The following is an 18,979-nucleotide window of genomic DNA, read 5'->3' as shown; positions in this document are numbered from 1 at the left end:
AAACAGAAGAATGAGTAAAGAAATGTTGAACGCGTTAGATGCTTTAGAGGCTGAAAAAGGAATCTCAAAAGAAATCGTGATCGACGCTTTAGAAGCTGCGTTAGTTTCTGCATACAAACGCCATTATGGGCAAGCACAAAACGTAGAAGTAGAATTTGAACAAAAAAAAGGCAAGATCCATGTCTATGCAGTGAAAGAAGTCACCGAAGAAGTGATGGACTCACAATTAGAAGTATCTTTGAAAGACGCCTTGTTGATCAATCCTGCTTACGAGATCGGTGACAAGATCCGTTTTGAAGTCACACCAAAAGATTTCGGTCGTATCGCTGCCCAAACAGCTAAGCAAGTCATCTTGCAACGTGTACGTGAAGCAGAACGCACAATCATCTATAACGAATTCAGTGCGTATGAAAAAGACATTATGCAAGGGATCGTTGAACGTCAAGACAAACGTTATATCTATGTCAATTTAGGTAAAATCGAAGCAGTCCTATCAAAACAAGACCAAATGCCAAATGAATTTTATCAACCACATGATCGTATCAAAGTATATGTATCACGTGTTGAGAATACATCAAAAGGCCCTCAAGTCTTTGTTAGCCGTAGTCATCCTGATCTTTTGCGTCGCTTGTTCGAACAAGAAGTACCAGAAGTTTATGATGGACTTGTTGAAATCGTCAGCGTTGCTAGAGAAGCAGGCGATCGTTCAAAAGTGGCTGTTCGCTCAACTGATCCGAATATCGATGCTGTCGGCACATGTGTCGGTCCTAAAGGCCAACGTGTCCAAGCAATCGTGAATGAATTGAAGGGCGAAAACATGGATATCGTCGAGTGGGATGAAGATCCTGCGGTGTTCATTGCGAACGCATTGAATCCTTCACAAGTCGTGGATGTCATTTTTGACGAACAAAATCCAAAAGCTTGTACGGTCGTTGTGCCGGATTATCAATTGTCATTGGCAATCGGTAAACGCGGACAAAATGCGCGTCTAGCAGCCAAATTGACGAACCACAAAATCGACATCAAATCAGAGTCAGACATGACTGAATTCTATGAGAAAAAAGCTCAGGCAGAAGCAGCGATCTCTGAAGAATTACACGATGAAGCAATCATCCAATCAGATTTGACAGATGATGAATATCAAACAATCGCATTTGAAGACGAAACAACCGAAGTAACTGAACAAGAAGAAATTTAACTGCTAGTGAAGGAGGCAAAGAGATGAAACAAAGGAAGATCCCTTTACGCAAATCTGTGGTTTCAGGTGAAATGAAACCAAAAAAAGAGATGATTCGTGTCACACGTTCAAAAGAAGGTGTGGTATCGATCGATCCTACTGGAAAAATGCCTGGACGAGGAGCGTATGTCTCACTTGAGCCGGAGGAAGTACAACAAGCTTGGGATAAACATCTCTTGGATCGTGTACTTGAAGCTAAGCTAACAGATGAATTTTATCAAGAACTATTAGATTACGTCACTCACCAAAAAGCCCGAAAAGAGCTATTTGGCGAATGAATGGAATGAATCGGCAAAAAGCCATGAATCTTATTGGTCTAGCGATGCGTGCAGGGAAAATGATCACAGGTGAAGAATTGACGATCGGAGACATCCGTCGCCAAAAAGCCAAGATCGTTTTCGTCGCAAGTGATGCCAGTGAGAATACCAGAAAAAAAATCAAAGATAAGAGTTCGTACTACGAAGTTCCTTGCTTTGAGCTGTTTTCTGAGGAAGAAATCACGCAGATGATCGGTAAACCTCGGAAAGTGATAGGAATCACGGACACCGGCTTTGCAAAAAAGGTCAAGGAGCTAATTGAAGGTTAGGAAGGTGATTGCATGGGCAATAAACGAATTTATGAACTAGCGAAAGAATGGAACAAGTCTAGTAAAGAGGTCGTTGATAAAGCGCAGAAACTTGGAATCGATGTGAAAAATCACATGGGTGCGGTCAGCACACAAGATGAAAAGAAACTGCAACAAGCGTTCAACCAACCACAGCAGAAAAAGCAACCAGTACAAAAAGCAAACCAAAAACCAGCCGGACAACAGCCAAGTAACCAAAAGAAAACAAACGAACCATCGAACCAACAAAAAAATAAAAGTAACCGCAACTATCAAGATCGCGGTCAAGGGAGCGGTCAAGTGAATCAAGGAAAAAACCAATCAACAAATCAGAATAAGAGTAATCAGACAGGTGGAAACAATCAAAACCGTCAAGGAACTACTCAAAACAATAATCAAAATCGCCAAGGTAACAACCAAGGCAGCAACCAAAACCGTCAGGGAACTACCCAAGGTAACAACCAAGGAAGCAACCAAAACCGTCAGGGAACTACCCAAGGAAACAGCCAAGGTAGCAACCAAAACCGTCAGGGAACTGCCCAAGGAAACACTCAGGGCAGTAACCAAAACCGTCAAGGAGCAAACCAAGGCGGCCAAAATAGAAACAATAATAACAATCGCGGCAAATTCAACAATAACAACCGCAATCGTTTCAACAAAAAAGGGAAAAAAGGCAAACAACAAACGTCAAACAAGCCAGCAGTCCCACCACGTAAATTCCGTGAGTTACCTGAAGTATTAGAGTATACAGAAGGTATGAATGTTGCAGATATCGCGAAAAAAATCCACCGCGAACCAGCAGAGATCATTAAAAAATTATTTATGCTAGGCGTGATGGTCAATCAAAACCAAGCATTAGATAAAGATACGATCGAATTGTTAGCAACAGACTACGGTATGGAACCACAAGAAAAAATCCAAGTAGATATCGCGGATATCGACAAATTCTTTGAAGCGGATGAAGTGAATCCAGAAAAATTAGTTTCACGTCCGCCAGTTGTAACGATCATGGGTCACGTTGACCATGGGAAAACAACTTTACTAGATACTTTACGTCATTCACGTGTAACAAGCGGAGAAGCCGGTGGTATCACACAGCATATCGGTGCGTATCAAATCGATATTGATGGCAAACCAATCACATTCTTGGATACACCAGGACATGCGGCCTTTACAAGTATGCGTGCGCGTGGTGCAAGTATCACTGATATCACGATTTTAGTTGTTGCCGCCGATGATGGCGTAATGCCACAGACTGTAGAAGCGATCAACCATGCGAAAGCAGCTGGTGTACCAATCATCGTTGCAGTCAACAAAATCGATAAACCAGGTGCAAACCCACAACATGTGATGCAAGAATTAAGTGAATATGAATTGATTCCTGAAGCATGGGGTGGCGAAACGATTTTTGTAGAAATCTCAGCAAAATTCGGCCAAAACATCGAAGAACTATTAGAAATGATTCTTTTAGTCGCTGAAGTGGAAGACTTGAAAGCTGATCCAACACAACGTGCGATCGGTACAGTGATTGAAGCACGATTAGACAAAGGAAAAGGTCCTGTGACAACATTACTTGTTCAACAAGGTTCATTGAATGTTGGAGACCCAATCGTTGTCGGAAACACATACGGTCGTGTCCGTGTAATGGTCAACGACTTAGGACGCCGTGAAAAAACAGCTGGACCAGCAACACCAGTTGAAATCACAGGATTGAATGATGTACCTCAAGCAGGCGATCGTTTTGTTGTCTTTGAAGACGAGAAGACAGCTCGTGCGGCGGGTGAAGAACGTGGCAAACGTGCGATGTTAGAACAACGTGCAGCAACTAGTCGTGTGACATTAGACAACTTGTTTGAAAGCTTAAAAGAAGGCGAATTAAAAGAAGTCAATGTCATCATCAAGGCTGACGTACAAGGTTCAGCAGAAGCACTAGCTGCTTCATTGAAGAAGATCGACGTTGAAGGCGTACGTGTCAAGATCGTCCATTCAGCTGTTGGAGCAATCAATGAAAGTGATGTGACGCTTGCTGCGGCAAGTAATGCGATCATCATTGGTTTCAATGTTCGTCCGACACCACAAGCGAAAATCCAAGCAGATACAGAAGAAGTGGATATCCGTCTTCACCGTATCATCTACAAAGCCATCGAAGAAATCGAAACTGCGATGAAAGGGATGTTAGATCCTGAGTTTGAAGAGAAAATCACTGGTCAAATGACTGTCCGTGAAACCTTCAAAGTATCAAAAGTTGGAACGATCGCTGGTGCCTTTGTCACTGATGGTTACATTCGTCGTGATAGCGGTGTGCGTGTCATTCGTGATGGCATCGTCATTTTCGAAGGACAATTAGCAAGCTTGAAACGCTTCAAAGACGATGTCAAAGAAGTGAAAATGGGCTTTGAATGTGGAGCAATGGTTGAGAAATTCAATGATCTTAAAGTAGACGATGTTATCGAAGGCTTTATCATGGAAGAAATCAAAGTCGACTAATTTAAAAAAAGGAGGCCGCTCATTATGGCTAACTATCGTGACCGCAGAGTCGGTCAAGAAATTTTAAAAGAAGTGAATGATATCTTACGCAAAAAGGTACGTGATCCACGTGTGGAAAATGTAACGATCACAGATGTGCATGTCACGGGTGATCTGCAACAAGCAACGATTTATTATAGCCTTTTATCAGACTTAGCTTCAGATAAGAAAAAAGCGCAAGAAGGGTTGAATAAAGCAAGTGGACTGATTCGTCGTGAATTAGGACATAACATGAGTATTTATAAAACACCTGAATTGACGTTTGAGCTAGACGAATCAGTTGTATATGGTAATCATATCGATGAATTATTGCGTAATTTAAACAAAGACTAATGTTCTAGCGAGTTAACTCGTTCGTATCAATGGTCGAACAGGGAGGATACAATAACTGTATCCTCCCTGTTTTTTTTGTCTATTTTCATTCGACACTAGAGAGCCAAACGAAATACAACGAAAGAATCCAAAAATAGAAGAAGCCATTTCCGAATTTTTTCGTTGTATTCGTAGCAGATGATCATCGCTGAATTGTCCGCTTTTGGGGAAAACATGTTTCATCATAAAAGCAAAATATAAGAATTGACTGATCAAAGAATCATCCGATCATCTACCAGATAACCATCCGTATAACCAATCAAAAGGTGCAAAGAAAAGATTTTCCATAGGTGCTCCCTCCTTTACAAAAAGAATACCATCTTTCTATTTACAACAGTGTGAACTTTTGTTACGTTTATGTTTCTAAAACAAAATAATCGTACATTTAAGGATCAATCCCGTCAGTTTTTGATCCGATGTGTTATAATAATTCAGTTAATACTTAAAAGAATGGAGAACAAAAGATGGAAGGCTTATTACCTTTATGGAAAGAACGCGGCATGACTAGCCACGATTGTGTATTCAAATTACGAAAAATTTTACATACAAAGAAAATCGGACATGGTGGGACATTAGATCCTGATGTAGATGGTGTTCTTCCAATTTGTATTGGTAAAGCCACTAAAGTCATTGAATATCTGACGGATTCGGGGAAGACCTACAAAGGAGAAATCACCCTTGGCTACAGTACGACGACTGAAGACAAATCAGGAGAAATCGTCGAACAACGGGCTGTAACCGAAGTGTTGACAGAGGACCAAATAGATGAAGCAATGGCTGCTTTTGTCGGTGAGATCACACAGATTCCTCCGATGTACTCGGCTGTGAAAGTCAATGGTCGACGTTTATATGAATATGCTCGAAATAATGAAACAGTGGAACGACCTGTTCGCAAGGCGCAGATCTATCGTTTTGAACGAACGAGTGAAATCCACTGGTCAAAAGAAGCAGGGACCGTTTCGTGGCGGTTTGAAGTCGAATGTGGGAAAGGTACCTATGTCCGGACATTGGCTGTAGATACGGGGAGTAAGTTGGGCTATCCTGCACATATGTCAGATTTGACGAGAACAGCGAGTGCCGGCATGAATGAATCCCAAGCAATTACTTTAGCTGAAGTAGCATCATATATGGAGAATGGTACGATCGAAGAGTATTTATTACCCATTGAAACGGGTGTAACAAAGTTCAAACAGGTCGATATCGACGATACAGTTTGGCAGAAAGTCAAGAATGGTATGCGTTTAGATTACCAAGTATTTGGTTTATCAGAGATGCCATCAGAAGAAATTGCTCTTTTTTATCAAGGAAAAGTAGTGAGTATCTACCAACCAAATCCAAAAGAAAAAAATAAGTTAAAACCAAGTAAAGTTTTAAGAAATGAGGTTTAATGTAAAAATGGAAATCATCAAAATCAGACACCCTTATCAAGTTTCTCAAATTCCGAAAGAAGACGTCGTATTGATCTTAGGTTTCTTTGACGGAGTTCATTTAGGACATCAGAAAGTGATTGAAACAGGGCGAGAAATTGCTCAAAGAGAGGGTCTGAAATTGGCATTGATGACATTTAATCAACATCCGTCAATCGTCTTTAAAAAAATCAATCCAAGTAACGTCAAATACTTGACTACGTTAGAACAAAAAGAAGAAAAAATGGCAGAACTTGGTATCGATTATCTTTACGAAATTGAATTTACTTCTGCATTTGCCCACTTAGCCCCTCAAGATTTCGTTGATCAATATATTGTAGGACTAAATGCTAAGTATGCTGTTTCTGGCTTTGACTATACGTATGGTCCGAAAGAAATTGCGGATGTCCCTCATCTCCCTGGTTATGCAAAAGGTCGTTTTGAAGTAGTCACTGTACCAAAAGAGCAACAAGAAGGGGAAAAAATCAGTTCTTCACGGATTCGTCAAGACTTGGATGCTGGGGATGTCGCGAGGGTGGCCCATTTGCTAGGATATATTTATGAAATCGACGGTGTGGTCATCCACGGGGACGCACGTGGTCGCTTATTAGGATTCCCGACAGCCAATGTCAAAGTTAAAAGCACCGTTCATTTACCAAAAGTGGGTGTCTATGTTTGTGAAATCAAAATCGGTGAGACGTGGTACCCAGCGATGGGATCAATCGGACATAATGATACATTTGGCGATGGACGTGAATTGACAGTCGAACTGTATATTTTAGATTTTGATCAAGATATCTATGGTGAACATGTCTACATTCGTTGGCACGAGTTTATCCGAGATCAAGTGAAGTTTGATGGAGCAGAAGCTTTGATCGAGCAATTAAAAGCAGACGAACAAGTAACTGCTGATTTTTTTGAACATGTTGAATAAGCAAATGTAGTATTCGAGAATAAGGAAGAAGCCCAATCAGGATAACTGAAGGGCTTTCTTTTTTTGGAAAGAATTTTTTAGTGCGTATGATTTGCTTTCACCTACACTGCGTAGTGTACACTGTCTTTATAGCTAATAACGAATGTTTTAAAATATCTGTTATTAATGTGATAAAAGAAAGGGTGTCTTCTATGTATAAAGAATTAGAACAGAAAGTAGCTGTAGTGACTGGTGGGTCCAAAGGGATCGGTACAGCCATTTCTCAGCGTTTTGGAGAAGAGAAGATGAAAGTAGTCGTAAATTACCATTCGGATGCTGAGGGAGCCGAAGAAGCAGTTAAAGCGATTGAAGAAGCTGGGGGCCAAGCAATAGCTGTCAAAGCGGATGTGGGAACAGAAGAAGGCGTGCAGACTTTGATTGATCAAGCTATAGAAGCCTATGGTCAGTTGGATGTTTGGGTCAACAATGCTGGCACTGAGAACCAAAAACCTACACACGAATTAAGCTTGGAAGAATGGGAAACTGTGATGCAAGTCAACCTTACTGGCGTGTTCTTAGGAACAAAAGCCGCGATCAATTATTTCAAAAAACACAAAGTAAAAGGAAGTATTATCAATCTTTCCTCTGTCCATGAACAAATCCCATGGCCGACTTTCTCACATTATGCCGCTTCAAAAGGTGGGGTAAAACTATTCACTCAAAGTGTTGCGATGGAGTATGCGCCTGAAGGAATACGTATCAATAGTATCGGACCAGGAGCGATCAAAACACCGATCAATGCCGAAAAGTTTGATGATCCAGAACAAAAAGCGACAACAGAAAGTATGATCCCGATGGAACGGATCGGAAAACCAAGTGAAGTTGCCGCTGCAGCTGCTTGGTTGGCTTCAGATGAATCAAGCTACGTTACAGGTATTACGTTGTTTGTAGACGGTGGTATGACGCTTTATCCTTCATTTCAAGGTGGGAAAGGATAGGTATTGATTGATGGGAATCTTAATTGCATTAATACCAGCGATTGGCTGGGGGATTCAACCACTGGTTTTGAAAAAAATCGGTGGGCGTCCCACTAATGAAATATTAGGTACGGGTATTGGCGCATTACTCGTTGGTCTAGTTGTTCAATTGTTCATGTCACCCGGTGGTATTTCGATTACTACATTTTTGATCAGTCTTTTATCGGGGGCGTTTTGGGTCATTGGCCAAATCGGACAATACACCACGTTCAATTTGATCGGCGTATCAAAAACAATGCCTATTTCCACTGCGATGCAGCTTGTTGGAACGTCACTGATCGGTGTTTTTGCTTTTGGCGAATGGGCAGGAACAACAGGAAAAGTGATTGGCGGAGTAGCGATCGTCTTGCTAGTGATTGGTTCTGCACTAACAGCAGTAACTGATGGGGGAAGTAAACAAGGTGGGATAACTAAAGGAATTTCGATTCTTGCTTCTACGAGTATTGGTTATTGGGTGTACAGTGCATTACCTAAATTAGTCAATGCAGACGGTGTAGCTATCTTCTTTCCACAAATGTTAGGTGTTTTCTTAGCAGCGGCTATTTACGTCGTCTTGAAGCAACCAAAAGCGTACGGAGATGGAAAAAGTTGGAAAGCAACGATCGTCGGAGTCATTTTTAGTTTAGCAGCATTTGCTTATATATTTTCAGCTAATGCCAATGGAGTAGCTACTGCCTATATCATCACGCAACTGAACGTAGTGATCTCAACATTAGGTGGTATGGTTATTTTGCACGAAAAGAAGAGCAAAAAAGAATTAAGATACACGTTGATCGGGTTAGCCTTGATTGTCGGGGGTAGTATGATCACTGTGCTGATTTAAAAAAATAAAGCAATGTAAGACATCAACTAACAAAAATGTCTTACACTGCTTTATTTTGGTGCGGTCAATGAGATATCCGTTCGTTTTAAAACAGCTTCATTGAACCAAGTACCAAAACTTTGAACATAGTTAAAATTCCCGCTAATAATAAATTCCGCGTAGGTGTCATCTAAGACATTATAAAAAAAGTAACGATCTTCTTTATTTGAATAAACATCTTGATGATACTTGATCATACAATCTCTAAATTGGTGCAATGACTCCAACGTTTCGTACTGAAGGTAGAATTTTAGGACTACTGCACTATTTATTGGTTGGTCAGTTCCTACGAAACTTGGTTTATTTTTAAGGGAGAACTGTAGAAACTCTGACAGATTTTCTTCTGAAAATTTCCATTTTCCTCCAACCTTTATCCCCTGTAGTTTTCCCTCGCGTAAATAATTTCGTACAGAACGAGTGGTTACTCCTAGAATCTCTGCAAGTTCATTGACTGAATAATAATTCTTCATCAGTTTTCCTTCCTCCGTTTTCTTGAATGATAGAAACAAATAACTAGTACCATTTACGAGTTAGATAAATGATTCTTGCTATTATGATTTGCCTATCAAATATATAAATATAGCGTGAAATAATAAATAAATAGAGAAAAAATAAGGATATCTTTCAAATTATTATACTCAATATAAAGCATTAAAACCATAATTTTTGAAGATTATTGTTATGTTTTTAATGTTTTTAAACTTTTGCAAAAAAATCGATAAGGTAAATATCAAGTCTGGAAACAATCCGCCTAAACCTTTTTCTAAAACATTTCCTAAAATTTGTGAGTGTTTCAATAATAGGGTAGCTAGTTACTCCTTAATTCAGTGTCTAAAATCCTGCAATCCATGAAAATAGTATGAATAAGCTGTTTAATAAAAAAGCTTATTCCTAACTTTTCCTAACAAAAATATTGACTTTTACATTAATCGCGTTATACTAATGTTAGGAAAAAAAGTGAAATTTTTTCCTAAATGCTAGAGAGGAGGACAGTGATAGTTAGCTCAAAGGATCTGAGAAGAGTTTCTAAGCATATTAGATGACCGTATACTAAAGTGAAGTCATGTAATCGTTCTAGTAGCTTAACAAATGGACCAAAGCTTACACCGTTCTTTTTTATGGTAGAAACGAAGTTAGTACACTAAAAAACTCCCCTTTTTTGTATAGACTAACTTTAGTTTCCTAAAAATCCCCTTATTGTGAGGCAAATGATTTCGTTTATGATTTGCCTCACAATAATCAATTGTAAGTTAACGATGAATAAGATCAGATAAGACGGATAGCCATTATTTATATAGGAAATCTTATGTGTATACATAACGTTTTGAGATGATAACTACTACTTATTCGCATTTGATTACTTTACGATGTAAAGTAAAAGCAAGAATCAATCACCCGCCAAGAATAAAGGGGCTCTTATCTTTGGAATAAGGAATGAGAACAAGTAATAGGGTTAATGTTTTTGAAAAGTTAGTCCATGTGAAGTAATATTCAGAACACCATCAATTTCGAAGAATGACTGTTAAAAGAAGACGATCAATAGTAGAACTATTGGTTATGGAGTTAAAGGAAGGGAAGAAAAGAAATGAAGTTAAACAAAACAATCGCTTATGAAAAATTAGGAAACACAATCTATTTGTCATCAGATGAGGGCATCTTTCTATTGGAGAATGAAGTAGCGACATATATCTTCGATCTTCTGACAAAGGAACAGACCCTCAAAGAAATCAAAATAAATGTAAAAGAAAAGTTTAGTCAAGCGAATGAACTGACAAAAGAAGGAACAGATTTATTTATTGAAAATTTTTTAACTGATCTGTCAAAACGATCGATCGTTTGTTAAATGAAAAGCACATTATCTCACTCTATGTTGGATCATTCAACATGAAACAGCTCTAATTGTTTGCTACCAATAAAATATACCTGTTACAGCTGAAGGTACAATAAGTTTAAAGCTGTTTTATTTTGAGTTATCGAACGATATAAATTGACTACAAGTCAAACTTGTGGTCTATTTTTTTGATTGAAAATAGATTTAAAGCCAGATTCAATGATCACCAAGAGAAGATATGTCTTTGTCTTCCTCGCTTTCTAGCTGTTGCCGTGAGACAAAAATATCAGAATTTGTTCTGTCGCAATTGATTCTATTTTAGTATTCCTATACTTTTCTCTACCAATAAAAAAACCTCTATGCTATATTGGAATAAATATGGTATATTTTACTTAAATAGAAAATAGTGGAAGGAAACTATGTCTATCCTATGAAAATCGCAAAATTAAGTGACTTTTCTAAAAAATTTTACGATTAAATGATACCGATTACATCGGGCTGCTTTTTATTTGATCGGCATGAGAAATTACTACTGTCTGAGGAAGATAGCTGTTGGAACTGACTTAGTATGGAAATTCAATGAAAGAATACAGTGAGGGGAAAACGAATATGGCGAAAAAAGTTGGCATTTTATCAATAGAAGGCTATGTAAAAGGGGGAGAGCGGTTGGTGGAACAGCTTGTGCTTTCCATACCTGAACAAGAAATCGAATTATTCGCAATCAATTTTTCTGAAGAACAATATAACCAAACAAAGCTGGATCAAAATGTAAATAATTGGCATTTATTTGATTGCTCCTATTTATGTTCAGAAACTAACCATGTAAACTATCCATTTATTCAATTGATAAAAGAGGAAAATTACGACTCCTTCGTATTATTAGGTGGGACTTCGAGTGTTGTATTTGCAAATGAGCTACGTAGCCATGGGCTTTCAGTAATCACTGTACCAGTATCCAACTATCTTGATTACCCAAGTGGTGACTATACAGTAGGTTCAGATACATTTATCAACGGCGTAACAAAAGTGATTGATCGGATCGTCGATACTGGACATTCTCATCAAAAAGTAACGTTCATCCAAATTGACGATACCATCACAGGTAAAGTCACAAGAGAACTATCTTTGACAAATGAAATCGATGTTTGTATTGCTAATCAACTTGATTTAACGAATAATAAAAAATATCTTTTGAAACATATGAATAGCCATCCTATGCATTTTTTATTGAACCGTTCAGTGAGTTCAATCGAATCTTTTGTTGAAACGTTTTGTCCGACTTTATCCGACTATAGAAGTATTGTTTTAGATAATTTAGCAATTGGACAGTCGATGATCACCGCATTTGATCGAATTGCGGTAATCAAATTAGCGAATGTCATAACTGATTTACTTAACGACAGGCAATGTTTAGACGCTGAATTATATTTTTCACATGGGAAGGTGTTGTTTGAACAGAGTCCCTATCATCAAAATGTGGAAAAGCAAGCGGTGGAGTAACGATTTGTAAGCATATTGTTACAGGATAGATAGTTACGTTCCAAAAAATAATTTTTGGCAATCAGGACTTGGTAAAAGGTAGTCCTTCAAATTATTTCTCGCAAGCAAATCAATAAAAAATTCTAACTCAAAGCAACCCATGAGTTAGAATTTTTTTGTTATTGTCATTTAGTAAAAAAGATAAGATGAAAATTTTTATAAATTAATCTTTTATATTACTTTACATCGTGTTATTATATTTGTGTCGAATAGTTATTTTATTTACTTGAATATAAACGGAAATAGCAAACGGTTTTACTGTAAAATCATTTTATTTAATGGATTATGGGCGGATATGTGCTATTTTGATCAAGTTTTACAAATAATAAAACAACTGTTTTATATAAAAAAATCATTGTTATCGTAGGGGGAGAAATGAAAAAAATTAGTTATCGAAAAAAATATGAATGGATCGGATTAGGTTTGCAATTAGTATTAGTAGCAATCGGTTTGATTTATTACTTTTTTATCTATCGTTAGGGGAATGAAAATGAAATTAATAGTAAAAAAAAGGTTGAATGGCGTCTATCTTGATAAAAACAAACATACAGCACAACAAGCCATCGAGAAACTAACGCCACCAAAGAAAATTATTTTACCAATGTCTATGCATCTTGGAAAACCTGCTAAAGTTGTTGTTGAAGTAGGAGATAAAGTGGCAATTGGGACACTCATCGGAGAAAAAGATGGACGAATATCTGCCAATGTACATAGTTCAGTGGCAGGAGTCGTAAAAAAAATCGAGGAGCGCATGGTCAATCATCAGTTGACTAAAGTGGTCATTATAGAAAATGACTTTTCTGATCGTATAGAATTATTACATACAAAAAATAAAGATTTACATAGCATCGTTGCGAATGCAGGAATCATAGGGATGGGAGGTGCTGGTTTTCCAACTGACATAAAGCTACTACCTCAAGAAGAACAAAAGATCCATACCTTGATCATTAACGCAGCAGAATGTGAACCATCCATTACTAGTGATAGAAGATTATTGATTGAAGATACCGAACAAATGATCAAGAGTATACAAATGATTCTGGATACTTATCAAATCCCAAAAGCAAGGATTGCGATCGAAAAATCATCTGTACAAGTGATTGAACATTTACATAAATATCTGATTGATCCAAGAATCCAGTTACATATTCTAGGGGACCTATATCCTCAAGGTGCGGAAAAATTAGTGATCAAGCATGTATTATCTCAAGAAATACCTAAAGGCAAGCTCCCTTTTGATGTCGGAGTGATCACCTTGAATGTAGCGACGATACATAGTATTTTTAGTGCTACGTTAAAGCAGGTCGCATCCTTCGAACGGGTAGTAACAGTTTCAGGTACACCGATCAAAGAAGGAAAAAATCTACGAGTACGAATTGGCACACCAGTAGAGGAATTGATTGATGCGTGTGGTGGATTTGTGTCGTCACCTCTTAAGGTATTGAATGGTGGTCCGATGATGGGGAAACTGATCCAATCATTAGATGAACCAGTCACAAAAACGACTAATTTGATTTTGGCATTGTCTGCAGCAGAGGCAATGATCCCAAAGGAACAAAAATGTATCAAATGTAGCGAGTGTGTGAATGCGTGCCCAATCGGTCTACATCCGATCTTGATCAGTCAAGCGTACCGTCATCAGGATCTTCAGACAGCCGAACAGTTAGGCGCGTTGAATTGTTTAGAATGTGGTGCTTGTTCATTTATCTGTCCTTCAAAAATCGATTTATTAAAAGATATCAGAGCAGTAAAAAATCAGATCATGGAGGCAAAAGGATGAGTACGAAATATCTAGGAAACGGAACGATCAATGGTCCGCATATCCGTAATGATTGGACAAGCCAATGGAAAATGAAACAAGTGTTGATTGCCCTTATATTTCCAACGATTGGTGCTAGTTACTTTTTTGGTGGGCGGTCGTTAGTGATGATCATTACCAGTATCCTCACATGTGTCTTACTTGAAGGGGTTATCCAAAAAGCAAGTAAACAACCGATCACGGTCAATGATTTGACTGCTGTGATCACAGGTTGGTTGTTAGCTTTGACATTGCCTACTAGTGCACCCTTATGGACAGTGCTTGTCGGGGATTTTATTGCTATCGTCCTTGTAAAGCATCTAGGAGGCGGGTTAGGAAGGAATTGGATCAATCCCGCAGTAGCAGCACGAGTCCTTCTAAAGCTCTTTTTATCTCCTTGGATCACTAATTGGATCGCACCAGGACCAGATGTAATCACAACTGTGACGCCACTTGTGGCACTTGGTCATTTTTCTCGAGAAATCAGCGCGACCACACCTGAATGGTGGAAACTTTTCTTAGGGATTGATCTAGGCGGTCCAATGGGGGAAACAAGTAAACTGCTTTTATTGATTGCTGGGGGCTATTTGATCGTGCGAAAAATCATCCATCCATTCGTTCCTTTATTAACCCTAAGCTCTTTCTATCTAGCGATTTTGATTTATAGTGGGTTTAATTTCAGCTTTGCTACAGCTCATTTGCTTAGTGGAGCATTGATCATGGCAGCTGTTTTCATGGTAACAGACTATACGACTTCACCTGCAACCGATAAAGGGAAGTATTATTTCGCTATCGGCTGTGGTTTACTATGTGCCGTTTTAAGAATTGTCTTAGATTTACCAGGGGGGATCGGCGTAGCGATTGTTGTCATGAATCTAACAGTACCATTTATCGATCAGTGGACGATGCATCGAGTGTATGGTGAAAAAGAGTTTAAGATAACTCAGATAATTGATAAAGAAAATAGAAAAGGATTATCAAGTTTCAAGTGATAATTTATAACGAATAGGACTGTTACCCGACTAGAGAAATTTAGTCGGGTCTTTTTAGGTAAAACTGTTGCTCAACTATTTTTTTTGCGAAAGAACTCAATAATTTCACCTGTGAATGAAATTATTGAGTGCCAAACTATTTATTTATCTGCTAATCTACAAATGGATATCGTTCGTTATTTTATGGTGTCTTAAAACAAAAGGTACCTAACACCAAAAATAAAAGAATACTTCCTGTTTAGAACGATAGCCAATCACAGCTAAAAAGAATGGAGAGACAAATGAACAAACGACAACTAAAAATGATGTTATGTTTTCTGGTTCTGTTTGTAATAAGCATACCAGCAAATATAAACGCAGAAGCAACGAATGAGTTAGAGGGCCAAAAAACTTTTCCGGCTCAGCACACCGAATGGTTAGATGCAACAGATGAGACGATTTTTGGGGAGCACGCGTTGCGACGTGAGAGTTTAGAAGATCAGTCAGATCAATTACAAACGATTATTGATCACACCAATTCTTTAACAAAACAGTTATATATTCCAGCTGATACGTATATCATCAATAAAAATGTGGTGTTAAGAAGCGGTCTCAAGATCAAAGGAGAAGAAGAGAATCCAACGATATTGAAAAATGAAACAGGACAAAACGTTTATTTGTCAGATGAAAATTACCAGACAAGCCACAATATTGAGATTCATTCATTGTTTTTCGATGGAGTAGGAATTTTTACACGTTTAGCAAATAACATTACCATCAATGATAATGTGTTTTATCATCCTGTCTCTTTGTATCCGATCAACCTACAGACATCCAATGGGGCAACTATGCAAAATAATATATTTATGAGAGATCATGAACATGCCACGCCAGATACAGAAAATCGGGCAATCTATATTGGTGGTTTTTCGACGGTTGGAAGATATGAGTATATGGAAAACGTACAGATTACAGATAATCTATTTGGATTACGGATCAATGAGTTAGAGGCAATCAAGAGCTTTAGCAATCCTGAGATTATCAAAACCATCAATCGTCTACAATCTGCGTTGGAGTCTGAGCAAATGTCTCTTGAACATAACGAACAAAACTATCTTTCTTGTGGTGTCAATTCATATAGTAATTCGAAGAATGTTTTGATAAAAGATAATTTCTTCCAGCAGATGTACGAGAACGAGGATCGATATGGTGTGGTAGGTGATCATGCCATCTATCTAAGAGGATCACAGAATGTACAGGTTATAGGCAATCACGTTCGTGGATTGCACAATGGACCTTATGGTGGATTTAAATTCAAATCAGGACGTAACATCACAATCATGAATAATTATCTACGTAATACCGGTATTATTATGTATGAAACACCAGAATTTGGATTAGGAGATAGTTTTGATCAAGGTCAAGTAGCGGAGTTATCGAATTGGCTAGTAGCAAATAACGTGTTTGATTTTAAAGAGTGGCAGGATAAATACGCGATTGGGATAGAGTATAATCGGCATACTGGAAAGGACAACGTATATAATGGAGTATTTATTGATAATCAATTTATCAATTATCATAATATTCCAGCCAACCGCCGGAGAGAGCTATTGATCATGAATCAAGCTTCTGAAGGTTTTAAAGGAGAGTCAACGTATGTTTCTGGCAATACACGTGATGATACATCTGATCGACAATTAAATGTTGAGTATTGGACCTCAGCTGAGTATGATAAAATGCCAAAGGATTGGAGAAGTTTGATCGATTCTACATTGTATGATCAATATAAAGAAACGCAAATACCAATACAAGATGCATTTCCTGTTGGCCGGAGGGTTGAGATTGTTTTAGGAGAACCTTATGATCCATTTGATTTTGTTGAGCAGACCCATATAGAAGAAACTGATCGTCCTGAAATCACTATTTTGAATCCTGAAGTTCTATCAAAAGTTGGTCAACATAAGCTAGAGCTAATGCTTTCATATCCAAATGGACGAACAGTGCGTGCGATAGCAAATGTGACGGTTCTGTTTCAATAAAAAGTTTAGGTGGTCCCACAAACAAGATGAAATTTCTGGAAAAACTACTTTCTTCTAAAAGTCGGAATAATTGGAAGCATATCCGACATAAAAAGATTCAGAAATAGTCATTTTATTAGAAATACTAAGTATTACTGGATTATTTTCTATTGAAAAGGCGCTGCCAATATTCTTCGTGTTAACAAAATAAATCAATATTGTTTGAACATTAAAAATAACTCGTAAAAACCAAAAAACTGTGCAAGTTTTGGGATTTACGAGTTGTTTTTTTGTTACTTTTGTAGCAGTTGCTTCCGTAACAAACAATAAGTTAGGAAGTAAATAAATAAAAAGATCCGAAAACGAATCTGCCACTATGATATACTTAAAAAAACAAGAGGTGAGACAATTGTTGGTAAACGTAGTTGAAAAAAACAAAAAGAATATCGTAGTGATCGAAATGGAAAATCATAAACCACTGATTTTCGATACTGCATCCGCCTTAGATCTTGCAATGTCATTAAATTATCACTATCAAACAACTGATATCATTCTAAGGAAAGAAGCCATAATCAATGGATTTTATGATCTAAGTTCAGGAATAGCAGGAGAAATTTTGCAAAAATATATCAATTATGATATCCATTTAGCAATCGTTGGTGATTTTAATGAAGGCAGTCAAGCCCTGAAAGATTTTATTCGAGAAGCAAACAAAGGGAATAATTTCTATTTTGTATCAACTTTTGAGGAGGCTGTGGAGTGCTTAGGGATTTAAAAACTAATTATAAGCTTTAGAAGGTAAATAATTTGAACCAGAACTAAGAGAAGAACATTAGAATACAATTAATAGAATAGAATCCAGAACTTTTGCGTATATTTTTATAAGAAAGCCATTAAATCAAAAGGTCACTCGCTCATACGTTCCTTAAAGATTATCAAAAGTGTAATTTTGGAGAAAACTGATGAAAGTAGTTGAAAATAAAATATAGGTTTGAACCTATAGACTAAAAGAAAAGAGTGGAAAAATGAAAAAAATATTTTTGATAAGTCAAGTTCTATTAGGTGTTAATACGTTTATGTTGATTGTAATGCCCTTTATTTTGAGTGTATTGAGTAACTTATTTCCTAATTTTATTGATAGTGATATTGTACTATCATGTATAGGGGTATCGCTGTGGGGAATATATATTACTGCTCCGTTTGGTATAACAATGTTATTGGTATATACTCTACATCTTAGATACCAAGAAAAAAAGGACGATCGTTCTAAAACTTCTTAATAAGTTGAGGAGTTAAATAAGTATAGATGACAAAACTAGAAAATAAAGGAGTGATTTTTTTATATTATTTAACTTATCGGTAAAAAGACAGTTTGATACCCTTAAAAAAATTGAAAAACAATGCTTACAAAGGTATATATGATGATTAGAAACTTAGAGGAGAAATTACCTAACTAAAAAAAGAACAAGTACAGCAGGTAGTAAGCAGAGGAAATAAAAGAAACAATAAGTAAAACATAGCTCGGGTCGTAGAAAATATAATTATTGTTCAAGATGTCATAACGTCAGTACTTGGTAAAGCTTTAGCATACAATATACACTAGAACTAATAGGAGCATTAGCTGCTGGAAAAACTGTAGAAAATTTAGATATACTGTTAGAAAAATATAATTTTTTTGCATAAACTTTTGACTATAGATATTGAAAAGAATTTAGGTGAATCAGAGTGATATATTTAGTGGCCCGTATAAGCTTATGTTTCTTAAGTATTATATTTTTTAGTATAGGTATTGGTTTTTTATTGAGAATAAAAAAATTAGTACGACAAAACCTTGGGAAAAGTTTATCAAGGTCAGATTATACGAA

At 37.3% G+C, this 18,979-nt stretch carries 16 protein-coding genes and 1 pseudogene; 16 read left to right on the top strand and 1 reads right to left on the bottom strand.

Features of this window, described 5'->3' with window-relative positions:
- Window positions 1-10: 10 nt before the first annotated feature.
- The 10 genes and pseudogenes from nusA to IGJ00_RS09460 all read left to right on the top strand — a co-directional run bounded on the left by nusA (window position 11) and on the right by IGJ00_RS09460 (window position 8,918).
- A complete protein-coding gene (nusA, locus tag IGJ00_RS09505; RefSeq protein WP_019723218.1) occupies window positions 11-1,198 on the top strand; it encodes a transcription termination factor NusA in 1,188 nt (395 codons plus the stop codon).
- A 23-nt stretch (window positions 1,199-1,221) separates the two neighbouring features.
- Window positions 1,222-1,515, top strand: coding sequence for an RNase P modulator RnpM (gene rnpM / locus IGJ00_RS09500; RefSeq protein ID WP_010735195.1), 294 nt, complete (start codon window positions 1,222-1,224; stop codon window positions 1,513-1,515).
- Window positions 1,512-1,823, top strand: coding sequence for a YlxQ-related RNA-binding protein (locus IGJ00_RS09495; RefSeq protein ID WP_010735196.1), 312 nt, complete (start codon window positions 1,512-1,514; stop codon window positions 1,821-1,823). Before rnpM ends, IGJ00_RS09495 begins: the two co-directional genes overlap by 4 nt.
- Window positions 1,824-1,835: 12 nt before the next feature.
- Window positions 1,836-1,928, top strand: a pseudogene (locus IGJ00_RS09490) (translation initiation factor IF-2 N-terminal domain-containing protein); the annotation flags it as partial.
- A gap of 9 nt (window positions 1,929-1,937) precedes the next feature.
- The gene (gene infB, locus IGJ00_RS09485; protein WP_416379332.1) at window positions 1,938-4,328 is read left to right on the top strand and encodes a translation initiation factor IF-2; all 2,391 of its coding nucleotides are present in this window, start codon (window positions 1,938-1,940) and stop codon (window positions 4,326-4,328) included.
- A 24-nt stretch (window positions 4,329-4,352) separates the two neighbouring features.
- Window positions 4,353-4,700 carry a 30S ribosome-binding factor RbfA gene (gene rbfA / locus IGJ00_RS09480; protein WP_010735198.1) on the top strand — a complete coding sequence of 116 codons (348 nt, stop codon included), beginning with the start codon at window positions 4,353-4,355 and terminating at the stop codon, window positions 4,698-4,700.
- A 503-nt stretch (window positions 4,701-5,203) separates the two neighbouring features.
- Window positions 5,204-6,127, top strand: a complete 924-nt coding sequence (gene truB, locus IGJ00_RS09475) for a tRNA pseudouridine(55) synthase TruB (RefSeq protein WP_071866230.1) — start codon at window positions 5,204-5,206, stop codon at window positions 6,125-6,127.
- A gap of 7 nt (window positions 6,128-6,134) precedes the next feature.
- Entirely contained in the window at window positions 6,135-7,079 is a 945-nt protein-coding gene (ribF, locus tag IGJ00_RS09470) for a riboflavin biosynthesis protein RibF (protein ID WP_108173503.1), read from the top strand.
- A gap of 191 nt (window positions 7,080-7,270) precedes the next feature.
- A complete protein-coding gene (locus IGJ00_RS09465) occupies window positions 7,271-8,056 on the top strand; it encodes a glucose-1-dehydrogenase (RefSeq protein WP_071866232.1) in 786 nt (261 codons plus the stop codon).
- A gap of 10 nt (window positions 8,057-8,066) precedes the next feature.
- Window positions 8,067-8,918 carry a GRP family sugar transporter gene (locus IGJ00_RS09460; RefSeq protein ID WP_071866233.1) on the top strand — a complete coding sequence of 284 codons (852 nt, stop codon included), beginning with the start codon at window positions 8,067-8,069 and terminating at the stop codon, window positions 8,916-8,918.
- Window positions 8,919-8,968: 50 nt separating this feature from the next.
- Here IGJ00_RS09460 and IGJ00_RS09455 read toward each other — a convergent pair whose 3' ends face one another.
- Window positions 8,969-9,427 carry a helix-turn-helix domain-containing protein gene (locus IGJ00_RS09455; protein ID WP_071866234.1) on the bottom strand — a complete coding sequence of 153 codons (459 nt, stop codon included), beginning with the start codon at window positions 9,425-9,427 and terminating at the stop codon, window positions 8,969-8,971.
- Between the two features lie 1,115 nt (window positions 9,428-10,542).
- Here IGJ00_RS09455 and IGJ00_RS09450 point away from each other — a divergent pair.
- From IGJ00_RS09450 to IGJ00_RS09425, 6 genes are all read left to right on the top strand, one after another.
- Complete coding sequence (locus IGJ00_RS09450; RefSeq protein WP_071866235.1) at window positions 10,543-10,800, top strand: hypothetical protein; 258 nt, start codon at window positions 10,543-10,545, stop codon at window positions 10,798-10,800.
- Window positions 10,801-11,397: 597 nt separating this feature from the next.
- The gene (locus IGJ00_RS09445; protein WP_438844365.1) at window positions 11,398-12,288 is read left to right on the top strand and encodes a 6-phosphofructokinase; all 891 of its coding nucleotides are present in this window, start codon (window positions 11,398-11,400) and stop codon (window positions 12,286-12,288) included.
- Between the two features lie 529 nt (window positions 12,289-12,817).
- Window positions 12,818-14,107, top strand: a complete 1,290-nt coding sequence (gene rsxC, locus IGJ00_RS09440; RefSeq protein ID WP_086334796.1) for an electron transport complex subunit RsxC — start codon at window positions 12,818-12,820, stop codon at window positions 14,105-14,107.
- On the top strand, window positions 14,104-15,117 hold the full coding sequence (locus tag IGJ00_RS09435) for an RnfABCDGE type electron transport complex subunit D (protein WP_086334795.1): 1,014 nt from the start codon (window positions 14,104-14,106) through the stop codon (window positions 15,115-15,117). The genes rsxC and IGJ00_RS09435 overlap by 4 nt, the downstream gene beginning before the upstream one ends.
- Before the next feature lie 281 nt (window positions 15,118-15,398).
- On the top strand, window positions 15,399-17,135 hold the full coding sequence (locus IGJ00_RS09430) for a glycosyl hydrolase family 28-related protein (protein ID WP_438844364.1): 1,737 nt from the start codon (window positions 15,399-15,401) through the stop codon (window positions 17,133-17,135).
- 391 nt (window positions 17,136-17,526) lie between these two features.
- Window positions 17,527-17,889 carry a DUF4180 domain-containing protein gene (locus IGJ00_RS09425; RefSeq protein WP_202976742.1) on the top strand — a complete coding sequence of 121 codons (363 nt, stop codon included), beginning with the start codon at window positions 17,527-17,529 and terminating at the stop codon, window positions 17,887-17,889.
- Window positions 17,890-18,979: the final 1,090 nt, after the last annotated feature.

The sequence above is a fragment of the Enterococcus sp. AZ062 genome (genome assembly GCF_051715065.1).
GTDB lineage: Bacteria > Bacillota > Bacilli > Lactobacillales > Enterococcaceae > Enterococcus_B > Enterococcus_B mundtii.
Note: the sequence above shows the minus strand (reverse complement) of the source record. Positions and strands in the feature narration are given on the sequence as shown.